Source organism: Anaerobiospirillum sp. NML120449 (assembly GCF_023051105.1).
Lineage (GTDB): Bacteria > Pseudomonadota > Gammaproteobacteria > Enterobacterales > Succinivibrionaceae > Anaerobiospirillum.
The window spans coordinates 1-13,106 of record NZ_JALKIL010000069.1; the positions used below are offsets into that span (position 1 = coordinate 1).

The window sequence follows — 13,106 nt, forward strand, 5'->3', positions numbered from 1 at the left end:
TTATGCAGGGCATGGGCAGCCTGTGAATCAGGGCATTCTACTTTTTTCATAAGCCCTGATTCTACTATATATTTGCAGATTACGATACGTATTTAGTGCTAGTACTCAGTGGGTCAAAACTTTTGAAATCTGATACTAGTTTTGCGATAAATAAGCGGAATAAGACAAAAACAAATTTAAATAATATTAGACACAACTATTGACAAATATTATTTATATAGTTCACAAGATATCTGAACTAAGGTTATAATACAGTCTGGAATTTATGTTAACTTTATCTTCGAGAGTTTATGGTACCAGACGATATTAAAAGTGTCGATAGGCCTAAAAACACCGTAGTTGTCGATACTGGCAGCTCCGGCGGCAGACGCTACGCTGTAAGGGAGAGAGCTGGTTATAAAATGACCGCCGGCAACAACCCTGGGCCTCGCAATGGCAAGATTATTGGGTACATCTGTAGTGGCAGATTTATCCCAAAGTCCGAGTTCATTAACGATGTCTCGAAGAATACCAGTGAGAGACTTCAGTACGGTGCTGCTGCTTTTGTTCATGCTACCTGTGCTGATATTTACTCAGATCTTCTGGAGTGTTTTACCGTTGAGGATGCAAATCGTATTTTCACCATAGCATCTCTCAGGGTAACCAACCCTGGTATAGCATGTAATCGCTATGCTTCTAAGGCCAGAATGAGCTTCATAAGCAAGCTTTACCCATGCATTGGGCTTTCTAAGAACAGCATAACTCAGCTTCTTGAGAACCTGGGCAAAGCGCCAACAAGGTTAAAGGATTTCTATGCTTTAAGACTGAACAACGTTGCAGAATCAAGCAACCTTATGATTGATGGTGTCCTCAAGCAAGATACCGGTGATAACACCCTTTCCATGCCATCAGCTAAAACTCATCTCAAAGGTCATAAGGAGATCTCTGTTATATATGCATACGACCATGACATGGCAGAGGTTATCTGCGCAAAGGCGTATCAGGGAAATATGCTTGATGCTAAAGCTTTTCGAGATTTCATTCTTGATAACAAGATTGAAAGAGGCACAATCGTATGTGATAAGGGATTCAATGTAAGCAAGATTTCTGATCTTCTGGAACAGTACCCTGATCTTCACTACATTGCTCCGATTAAGCGGAATGACAAGCGCATTTTCGAGCACAATATGCTGGCTTGTGACAGTACTGCCATACTCAACAACGGTCATATGGTCATGTACAAGAAGCTTAAATTGGCTGATGGTACATTTATGTACACCGTAAGAGATGTAACAAGAGGAGAAGCCGAAAAGCACGCAATCTTACACCGCATCAATGACGATACAGCCTCGCTGGATGGTGATAAGTTCCTGGAAAGTATGTGGATTCATGGAACGATTACATTTCTCTCAGACAGGGATCTTGATCCATTAGATGTACTTGAGTATTACAGTAACAGGTGGCTTCTTGAAATCGTATTTGATCACTACAAAAACACCCTTGATCTGGACATTACCAGGGTTCAATCAAAGCAGGCTGTTATTGGCAATGAGTTTATAAACTTTATTGCTACGCTGATGCTTTGCAAGATCATTACCCCCATCAAGAAGCTTGAGAAAGACGGAGAATTAACACGACTTTCAATCAGAACCAGACTGGAAGATCTCAGGGACATTGACCGTAATGTTGATGCACCTTTTCGCGGTCACATTGACGATGGCTGCTGGAATGTTCCAGCCAGAGACAGTGCATTTGAGCTGCTTGTTAAGCTGGGTCTTGCTGATGCTTCACAAAGTTATTTAGAGAGTATATCTTCTAAAAGAAGAAGGTCACCAAAGTCCAAAACAAGGGCAGCTGACAAGCCTGATGATTATGGATGTAATGAGACAGGAACGGAGCTTAAGCCGCTTAAACGAGGCCCTGGCAGACCTAAAGGAAGTAAAAACAAAAAGACGCTACTACAAGAGGCGTCTTTTGTTGGACCAATGCCTAAGAAAAGAGGTCGTGGTCGACCTGCTGGCAGTAGAAACAGGAAGCTTGTTGAGTTTGAAGCTGCCTTTGTTGGACCAATGCCTAAGAAAAGAGGACGCGGTCGACCTGCTGGCAGTAGAAACAGGAAGCTTGTTGAGTTTGAGGCTTCATTTGTTGGGCCAATGCCGGCAAAGCGTAAGCCAGGTCGTCCAGCAGGCTCCAAAAACAAGAAAACCACCACTTCCTTGGAGTCATCATTACCCGTTTCTAAAATCTGGCCATGGGCAAAATACTCTCGAAAACATACTAGAGAGTTTCATGCTGCATTTGTAGGACCTATGCCTGCAAAACGGCGTCCAGGAAGGCCACCGGGCAGCAAGACTACAAGGGTATATGTCTAACTCTTGACTAAGAATTATGTACATATTTGCATAGATCTATTAATTAGAGAGCTTTTTATAGTTCAAAACTCTGGGAAAGTTTTATTAAAACAGAATATCCTGAGCTCCAATAACTGGGCTTCAGTACTGATTAAAATCCATAGATGAGAATCTTTATGACATGATTGTCTGTGAGGGGACAGATGTCTGTCGTTCAGATCGGACAGTTGGTCACAAATCCGGTATTTTTCGTAATCTGGGCCTTATTATTTTTGTCTGGATATGTGCGCTCCATGGCCTTTTTACCCAGAATTTTGCTGTATTATTAATATCTAGAATCAGTGTTCACAACCGGCGCCCTGTATCATGTCCAGGCAACGTCAGCCTTATTTGTTTTTTCGGTATAAGCCATAACATGCTCATCAAGTCTGACAATCCAGTATCAGGATCCGTCGACTGTCGAAGCCTGATAGTGATATTTGCACTGGCCCTGCCTGGAGCCGGAGTGAGGGCAGCTGTCCTGACTCCACCGTCACTGCCTGACCTGCTATTCGATCCTATTGCTGCAGCTCATGTTTTTGAGCAGCAGGTGCCTGCCCCTGTTACCCCGATAATTACAGTTGCACCGGACAGCTCATTATCCATGGTTGACCAGCCTGCTGCATCCGCAGCCGGGCCAGCCCATGCTGCCTCTGCACAAAGCTCAATCCTCTCTGATACCGCCCTTGTCCCTGCTCCTCATCAGGTCAGCGACACCAGTGTGGTGCCTGCCAAAGAAAAGTGTAATTCAAATGAGCCTCGCAACAGCCACTGCTCAGACAGTGACCAGACGGCTCTCAATTCCCAGCCACAGCCTTTCAATGACAGCCATAAGTCAGCCTTGAGCAGTAATGAGTTGGGACGGAGCAGCCATCAGCTGACACAGGACAGCCATGAGAAGACCCTGCATTGCCATCAGCTGACACAGGACAGCCATGAGAAGACCCTGCATTGCCATCAGCTGGCACAGAACAGCCATCAGCTGGGCCTGTCGTCTTCTCAGCAGGATCTGTTACAGTCTGAGCAGCGCCGCAAAATGGCTGTTGCTGATTCTTATCATGACCATAAATCCAGAGATAAATCAGCCTGTCATGCCGAAATTGGCCTGAATCAGGGGCGTGATGTTCCTGCAACTGCAGGATCAGATCCCACTGAGCTCACTGGAGCCGGGGTGGACATTACTGGGCAGACAGCAAAGGCAAAAAGCTCTGGTTTGGCTAAAGACTCTGAATCAAATACCCGACTGAATAATCACCATGCATCGCATGAAGATCAGTCAAAGTATCGCAACAGTGATATTGATTCTGGTCAACGCATCTCCGCACCTGCTTTCTACTCCTCCCAGATTAAGAAGAACCAGGGACGGAGCTGGGCTGTCAGTGATGATAATAGTGCAGCCGGAGACCCTGATGTTGCTGCTGCCCATATTACCAACCGATCCTCTTATAAGGGACCCGCCGCCGCTCATGCTGCTGCTGTTCGTGCCGCCCAAAAGGAAAAGCTCCCTTCACTAAATGAGGAGTACGATTACCGTCCAAATCTTTATGGCACTGACCTTCCTGACCATGCCGCCGCTGCTCAAAACCGCAAAATGCGTGAAAGTCAGCACAAGCACAGAAATGCTCAGTCAGTCTCCTCTCATCAGGGAATAAGTGGTGACAGCCATCCTGATCTGCCTTATGACCACTCTCTGGTCTATGCGTCATCAGATGAGATAGACACTGATATCGATCTTCAGGAAATGGCCGACTCGATGCGTCGCAGCAGAGTCCCTGCAGACAGCCAGACTCAGGCAGCTGCTCAGCATAACAATCCGGCAGTGAAAGGCAGTGATGGGGGCAAGAACAGTTCGGCTGTTGCTCCATCTGGCGCAGCCTCCGCCTCTGCTGGAGCAGCCGCAGATGCCGGGGCCTCAGGTGCCAGGCGCGTGGGCGCCGGATCGTTTGCAGGTGCTGCCGGAACTGGAGCTCAGGCCTTCCAGTATGAAAACAATGATGTAGCTCATGATAATGAGCATATTAAGAACCAGCTGCAGTGGACAGATGAGTTTATGGATGCCTACATGTCATCATATGGAGGCGATCAAAGCTATGAAAGCAGTACACGTACTGAAAAGAACTCATCCATGAATCTTGAGGCTGCACAAATCAGCCGTCCAGGTATGTTTGCCGGAACTGTAAGGCTCGGTGATTACATACAGAAAAATAATGACCTCGACAAGCTGCTTGAAGATGAGCAAAAAAGAGAGCCAGAACAGCGTTACTACTCCAGTAATGTCATCAATCATGCTGAGTTCTATAATCAGTTCACCAATCACAGTCATGACAGCCTGCGCTACGGACGTAGACATGATGAAAGCGACTCTCTGGCCTTTTACGACCATGTCTCCGCACATGGCAGCAATAAACCTGCCCCTTCAGGCGAAGAGCTCCCCATTACTTCAACCATAAATGATATGCGCGCCCGTCGTGCGGTAAATGAACTGCATGAAATGATCCGTGGCTCTACCGATATCGCAAGGCTGCAAAAGCATATCAGACAGTTGAATGGGGTGGATGACAGTCATGGCAACTACAGCTCCGGTCTTACCACTGGCAGCAGCGGTACATACTCTCATCCCATGTTCGATGACCCTCGTTATGATGTTCCCCGTTTCATTGCACTGGACAGCAAGAAAAGCACGACCAGTTCACTCCTGACAGTTCAGCCCGGACAGAGTGCGAAGACTGGTCAGTCTGCAAACGCTTACAAACCATCTTCAGAAGCTGCGTCGGCCACTTCTGAATCTACAGACGCAGATGCACATACAGCTGCAACTGACTCTGGAGCTGCTTCAGGTCAGTCAGATGAATCAGGGGCCGTCAATAGCGTTGAGGAAAGCTATACCCCATTGGAGGGTGATCGTGAGGTACTGGGCGAGATTCCATCAGAAGGTGAGCACTGGTCTGAAGTTCCGGAACTTAAGCGTGCCCGCAGTCGCAGTGAAGACGGAGTTCCGGGTATTGGTGGTCCTACCCTTGAGCAGGTTGCCATGGGCGTGTATCTCATGAAATCTGAAGACAGTGAAAATGCTGATATTGATGATGGAGAGGAGCATAAGCCTGAAGATGAGGTCTGCGCAGCAAAGGTTAAAGCTCCGACTCTGACAAAGCCTGAAGCCAGCTCTGAACCTGAGCACAGTCATAATAAGCTTATGGTCAGAACTCATGCTCGTAATCCAGTGACCTTTACCCGTCTAACCTCATATTCCCTGCGTTTCCGTGAAGATCCTTTCTTAAGCCATGGAGATTTACAGAAAGAGTCATCATCGTGCATCAATGGCAGAGGTTATTCGTGCTATCTGGCAGGACGTCATTATGATGCCCTGGCCAGCATGGAACGCAATAACAAAAAGCGTCTGCAGGCTGCTGAAGATCTGGCTCATGCTCATGACAACTATCCAGGAGCTCCAATACCGGGCGCCGTTTTTGATCACCTGCTGCACTCCATTGTGTTTTTCAGACGTGGCTGTCATCTCAAGCACTCTCTGAGCTGCCGCCTGCTGCTGTCCACTTACGGCCGTTACGGCGGAATTATCGCCATGGGCAAGACCACTATTGCCAACCGCCAGCTGGGCTCACGCTATCTGGAGACAGGATGCAACTTTGAAGAACCACGTTCCTGTGCCAATCTGGCCGCGATGTACATTAACGGATATGCCGGTTTCGAGCCTGATACTCAAAAGGGTATAGAGCTGTATCTGCGCTCATGCCGTATTGCCCGTACCATCACTAACGAGCTGCGTCTTATCGACCCTAATCTTGGTATTGGCTGCCTGGAGCTGGGCCGTATTTATTTAAATGGTGCTGTCTTTCCTGACAACACCACAGTGTCGCCTGACTATGTAAAGGCTCACCGCTACCTGCATCAGGCCTGCTCATTGCGTTCTAACACAGCCTGCAATCTCATACGCACCAGCTTTGATGATCATGATAACGTGGGCGAATCTGTCTCAGGAAGCCGCCGTCAGAGCCGTACCGGCCCGCAATCACGTTAATGATCAAGAAAGCCCAGGCGCAACGTCCGGGCTGGCCTCCGGCCGCTGCCATGCAGCAGGCCTTGCAAGCCACGAACAAATCACAATTTAGGAGCACAGCCACTCAATACCAGCACAGACCAGAACACGCGACAGGCTTGTAACGTCTTAACCTGCAATTCATAAGGCAATTCTTCAGCCTTTCCCTCCTTTAGTCATAATCTCACACTCACCCCTGACCCCTGACCCGTCATTTCCCATCACCGGTCAAAAGCAGATCCCCTGTCAAGTACGCATATACGAACTCAGATCTGGCCATCTATCTGTGAGATCATGAGCATAGACATGCTAATTGCCTTTGCAAGGGGCAGGATCACATAACATAGCGTCTGTTTAGTTTCCCCGCTTCATACATCACCTGGCCTGCAGCTCAGTGGGGTTAGCCCCTGAACCCTGTAAGTCATCCAGACAACTTCAGCTGAGTGAGTTTTAGCTCTGCAACCTGCAAGTTATCCAGACTTCATCAGCTGAGCAAAAGTAGCCACGCTGTCTTCAGCACATATTGCTGATCTCAGACCAGGTTAACTGTTTGGCAATTCAGTCAGCGCATGCCTTGGTAAATCATAATATTACATAACGTTTTATAGAGTAATTACAGCTGATTCTACCGGCATCGATCATGATGTGATGCATGATGTAGATATAATTGGAGCCGTGCATACAAAATGTTTTAAACGGTTTTTATGTAGTTTTGTAAAGCAAAGCTGTCTGTTTGATGCAGAGATTCATGTATGAAAGATTAACGTGACATTCGTGACTGTTCCTTATGTCAGTTGGGTAATTAGGCCGTCATAACAATCTTTATGGTTTTATAGAGCATAAACGTATGTTTGAGGCAATTGGTAACAGTCAGCCATAGCTTATGAGAATCAGCGATAGAATGCGTGGTACGACCATTAAATACCATGACAGACATAGATAATGTATTTTATAGAGTGTCAATGCTTGTCAAAGGTGGAGTTGTCTGATGCGGGGCTCAGCATGAAGGGACGAAATGAGCATTAGACCGGAAAATGAATCATACTGCCATTTTTGAGACACTCAGTACTTACACACATGCAGAACTGCGCAATGGGTGCAGCAGGGCTATGTCCGTAGCATGTTGTGGCGTACACTTGAGGTATGGCAGCTCCAGGAGCAGCTCTATGGCTTGCATGAGCGGAAACAGCTTTTGCAGTGGACAGGTCCGTTTTTGCGAGGGCCTGACTGGTAACTGCCGTGCAGGAGGTTTGCGGTAGGAGGCCCTTGGAATTACCGGGCATCATGGCTTGTCAGATTGCTCAGAGGATGATGATTGCCCTGCCTTAGTTGAGTCTGGCACTGAGCCTGAGGCTGGTAATGAGCCCTGAGTTGAGGTGTGGACTGGTCCTTGACCTTGGTCTGGGTCTTGGGCTGTTGCTGAGGCCGGTGCTGAGTCACCGGTTGAAGCTGTGACAGTGTCATGGCCAGAGCCATGGGCAGTGGCAGGGGATGGGACCGTAGCTGGTTGAACATCAGGGTATACGTATATCAGCTGTGCCTGACTGTCCTCAAGAAAGGCCTGAGGAAAGTAGAAAGTGCCATCAAAGAGAGGCATGTCGACTTTCTGCGGCTCAACTTTGATCTGAACATGATCCTGCAGGGCATAAAGCACCAGATTTGAGCAGTAGATACTGTCAGAGTCCTGACTGAGGCTGAAAGGCTCACCTTCCATGCTTTTAAGATAGGACGTTACGAGCGGCTTTTCTGCCTCATCAAGGCCCGGATAGCGCACTACGGCTATGCGTGAGGCCTCGGAGACAAAGTTGGCAATGGGAATGGTAATCACGCCTTCAAATTTTGACCCTGCATCATCAGCCGTAGTTGCGTGAGTTACCAGGATCTCAGGGGTGACAGCACTGACTATTCCGGCATGAGAATACAGCGAGTCACTGGCAGCGGCAATGACGTAACTGTCGGCCCCAACGCCCATGCGCAGCAAAATGTCACCTACCTCCAGCTCAGGAAGAGGAGCAATGGTCTGCATGCTCAGTTTAACTACAGTTGAAGCCACAACCTCATTGCGCTCAGTCCAAAGCCATGTACCGGCTCCAGCTGCCAGCAACACAGCACTGGCAATAAGACCAGCCCATAGCCTGCGACGGCGAGGTCGGCTGAGCTGAGCTTGATTATCTTGGGAAAACAGGCCCATAGCAGGACTCCTTAAGTCATCAGTAATTTAGCATGCGGATGATACCTTACCACACAAATACCTGGCTGTACCTCAGAGCACCATCCATTGAGCATGTGCATTTTGGTGATCACCTGCCCTCTGCTGGCCCCTGATATACCTGTGAAGTGGCGCCTGGTCACCAGTACCATAGTGTGAATCCGGTACGTAAGCCCAGCTTCAGCCAGCACCCCAAATCATTCGCTCAGCAGTGAAGAGCTGTCAGTGCCGGTTCAGGACTCAATGAGTATTGACATGCGTAGCAAGCTGCCGAAGGGTGTAAGCCACAGGCTCACCGGCGCCGCAGTAGAGTGGTAAGCCACAGACTCACTGGTGCTGCAGGAGAGTGGTAAGTCACGGGCTCACTGGTGCTGCAGTACAGCTATGGGCAGGATGCGTGGCTGAGCCGCTGGTGGTCGTGATGCATGAAGCCTGTACAGCAGGGCAGGCGTGCCTGCTCAGGTTTGCCTGCTTCGCGGAACTGCAGAGTAGGCTTCCTTGACGGCAACATATTGATTGTTATCTTGGGTAAAATAGTGCCATGCGAACAGGGGTTGATATGCCGCATGGCAGCCCCCAGGCCGCATGACGGGTGGAATGTCCGTCGGATATTTGGCTTGCAGGCCGGGCTGCCCCGACTGGTAGCACGCCCGGTGACCGGATGACCAACATGCCTGGCATCCCTGACTGATGGCACGGACGCTGGCTGGATTGCCAGCAGGCCTGGTTGCCATGACAGGTAGCACGGCTGGTGACCGGATGCTCGGTAGGCGCGCAGCCCTGACTTGTAGAGGGACCGATGAGCGGATAACTGGCAAGCCAGTCCCCTGACTGCTCACGCATCCGGTGGCTGGCAACTGGCAGACCGGCCCGACCTGTCTGGAGGAAAGGCGGTGCCTTATACACCCAATCGATAGTGACAGATCCCTGTCTAATGCGGGATGAAAAATATTTTACCGTTCAGGACAGGGGTTTTAGATTCAGAGGCAAAGGTGGTTCGATGGCAGGAAGCGGACGCACAAAACCCCTGGGTCGGTATCCCTTCCCAGAGGTAATAGACGGTATCAGTACTTTGGTTCAGACATGGTCAACCGGTCTGACAGCTGCTGCTGAAGACGTAGTCAATCATACCTGACAGGCAATAAAATGTTTTAGAAAGCGTCTTGGTTCAAGAGACGACTATGGTCTTGGAGGAAGTGATATGCGCAGGGCAATAATCCTGTCCTCAATCCTTTTAACCATGTCTTCCATGGCATTGCTCCTTGAGCGGGCATCTTCAGCTATCTGGAAAAACACAATATTCATGTGCTCTCTGCAGTCCTTGAGAAAACTTGACAACCAGTTAATGCAGTTGACCGCAATCTTCCTGAGTTCTTCACGATTTTCTCCAGTTGCCATCTGAGCGTTATGCCAGGCTACAGATACATGGTCGATCAAAAAGTTTATGCCGTATGAAATATTTGACCCGGCCATGCCTCTGCTTCTCAGGCTCTTGTCAGTATTTGAAAGGAGATTAAGCTCACTGGTAAACTTTTTGAGCACACCAGGTTCGATGATCTCTTTAACAAGCTTTAAATCATAATCTCCCGAGCTGGTGTCACCTTCAAGATTATGTTGCATCAATGTACATTTATCTATCACGTGACCGATTTTATTGTTTATAAAACTCAAAAAGCTTTTAACGGAAAGGGGGCGGTTGCCCGTGGCTCTGTCATGTTCATCATCAGCTAACAGCCCACACTCCTTTGCAAATTCATCAGCTTTAGCGTTTTCGGCTTCAGCGTCAGTTTCCAGTTCTCCGGTCAGAGCTCTCTCAAGTTCACTGGACTTAATCCTGGCTCGCTTGTTTGCATTTCTGGCCCTCTTAACAATGTCTATTATCTGGTTCGACCGAGCTGTCTGATTGATTTCCTCCTCTTCTGCTTCAGATAATGACTGTGTCTGATTATCCTGATCCTGCCCGGATTGAGGTCCTGGCTTCTCCCCATGGTCAATGTCAGGCCCAGGCGACGTGCCATGGTCTGGGTCGGCGTATGAATCAGGTTGACCACCTGAAGCAGCGGCGGATGATTGTGCATGATTCTCATACTCATCAGCCACCCTGTTAAATTCATCTGCAAGGTCATTTAACTCTGATTCATGGCCGTCTATTGAAGCATAGGTTTTGCGGAATTCCTGCTCATAATATCTGCTTAGCCAGTCCATTAGGAGCTCATGGGCTCTGTCATTGATCTTCTGGTAAATATCCTCACCAGAGCCATCTGAGTTTCCAAGATTTTTGATGGCGGCCTGAGCAGTCTCATTAAAAAGTACCGGGATAAGTTTCACAAAGTCTATGCCTGGCAGCATCTCAAGAAGACGGTTTTCGTCAGGCATTATCAGGTTACCAGTGGAGTAAGTATTGTCTACTTCCTTGTTAAGGCCGATTTTACCCTGTCTGGCTTCATCATGCATGACAAGTGTATACAGCTGTTTGTAGGAAGCATGAGACAATTTACTCAGACCTTGAGTAATATCAAGTCCGTTAGCCTTAAGGGTTTCAATAACTGAACGGGAACCACAATCAAGCTCAGCCCCTTTGACAGATACTGTCAGGTATCCATTCTTGCGCTGTAAAGCGATGCGGCTCATAACCTGCTCAGTATCATTGTTATGAACAACCATGTCGACATTATCAAGGCAATTGTAAAAATACTCCTTGTTGTTGAGCATATACACACAGGCAGCTGCATAGTCATTTCCCTTGGAGATGCTGACCCACTTGCCATTCTTAAATGTATAGAGCTCCCTCATAGTATCAATTACATCATAGATGAAGTTCATAAGCTCGCGCATAGGGCCAGAGCGCAGGGCGGCAGCCTCTTTACGACAGGCCTCAGCCTTGACAAGGTCCTCGTCAGTGACGTTTTTGCCGTTACTAAGGTTTCTTGACTCTTCAAGCAGTGCCTGAACTTTCTGCTCCATGGCAAAGAATGCACTATACAGCGAAAGAATAATGGAGCAGGCAATATTGCTGTTGTTTCCTTTCAGATAGCTCTTAATCTTCTTGATGCGATGATTCTTATCAAACTTCTTGATAAACCTGTTGAGCGCCTTAGGATTGCCAGCCTTAAAAAACTCACTGCGTCCATGGACATGGCACATGAAAAGCTCAATACCATACATTGATGTCTCATAGACATAGACCGGGTAGCCATCGGATATCATCTCCTTCAGGTATATGAGCTTTCCGCCATTGAGCACGGCTTCCACATCAGTCCAGTACATCTGACCAGCTGCTTCAAGACTGAAGACACCACGTCCGAATGAAAGGTTACAGGCAACAGCCGGAATATCAGGATCTTTACTTTTCCATACCGCAGCATAAGGCTGAGAAGTATCAGTTATATGGGAAACATCGTCCTCAGACATGTTTGACCTGATTTCGTCGCTTACCTTGGAGCGCCCCTGAATTGACAGTACAGAGATCGGGGTCTCATCAGTAGATGCCTTTGCCAGAAATGAAAGCACTGATTTGATCAGAAAGTGGCCAATATGTGTTGTAAACAGCTGATGATATCTGAAGGTTCTATTCAGGTAATCACCTCCCAAACAGAAGTCCCGCTGAATATCAGGTACATAACTGTTGATTGAGCGTCTTTTCGTGAAAACACCTTCAAGAATATCATTAACCAAAGCTATGCTCAGCATGCTGTTTCCAGCTGCCGGATAGTCCATGCCGTCAATATAGCCAAGCTTTAACTCTTTGCATTCAGGGCAGTACATAATCGGGATCACGCTTGTGACTGCCAGAAACTCATTCAAGAACAGCCTGAAGTTGAAAATGTATTTTTGTGAGTTAAAGCAGGTTACCAGAATCATTGGAGAGCCGTCCTCACTGCAAGATGCTATTGCCTCTTCTGGTAAAAAGCTCGACGAGTGATATTTATCAATAATAAGTTTTGCACCTTCATTGCCATAATTTTCCCAAAGCTCTCTGTACTCCTCTTTGAAGATCGTGAAAAGGCTGCATGCCTGGGCGTTCTTAACCTGTGGCCTGGAGCTCTCAGTGCTATTGCCGGTCTTCTTGCCTTTTTTCTTGCTCTTGCTCTTGTTTAAGGAATCATGGTGTTTCTGAGAAGCTTTATTTGCATCTAAAAGCGTCTGAGTATCATCTGAAAGCTCTTCCTCCTCGTTTTCAAGCTCAGTAGCAGCCTGATTCACATCATCTTCAAGGTCATCATTGGCCTTTCCTTGGGACTTTGCAGATTTGTTTAACTTCTCATCACCATGAGGAATGCCAACAGGATTACGTCCAGAGGAGTTTACAAGCTGATCCGGATTACCTTCAGAATCGGTTCTGACTGTCTTGGTGAACTCAAATACATCCTGCTGATCATGGGTCTTATCGTACTGGGCGACCAGCTTGCCGACACTGGTGGCAAATCCGTTTCTGTGGTCTTTGAAGTCAAAATATTCCTTACGCAGGCCATGT

4 protein-coding genes are annotated in these 13,106 nt (G+C 47.8%); 2 read left to right on the forward strand and 2 right to left on the reverse strand.

What is annotated here, in order from left to right; all coding sequences use genetic code 11:
- The first annotated feature begins 290 nt into the window (after positions 1 to 290).
- A complete protein-coding gene (locus tag MXE41_RS12530; RefSeq protein WP_247100770.1) occupies positions 291 to 2,351 on the forward strand; it encodes a transposase in 2,061 nt (686 codons plus the stop codon).
- Positions 2,352 to 2,835: 484 nt separating this feature from the next.
- A complete protein-coding gene (locus MXE41_RS13280) occupies positions 2,836 to 6,405 on the forward strand; it encodes a hypothetical protein (RefSeq protein ID WP_247100771.1) in 3,570 nt (1,189 codons plus the stop codon).
- A 1,300-nt stretch (positions 6,406 to 7,705) separates the two neighbouring features.
- Here the strand turns inward: MXE41_RS13280 and MXE41_RS12540 are convergent.
- Both MXE41_RS12540 and MXE41_RS12545 read right to left on the reverse strand, forming a co-directional pair.
- A complete protein-coding gene (locus MXE41_RS12540) occupies positions 7,706 to 8,614 on the reverse strand; it encodes a YiiX/YebB-like N1pC/P60 family cysteine hydrolase (RefSeq protein WP_247100772.1) in 909 nt (302 codons plus the stop codon).
- Between the two features lie 1,197 nt (positions 8,615 to 9,811).
- Positions 9,812 to 13,106: transposase (locus tag MXE41_RS12545; protein WP_247100773.1), on the reverse strand; the 3,295-nt coding region annotated here is incomplete at its 5' end.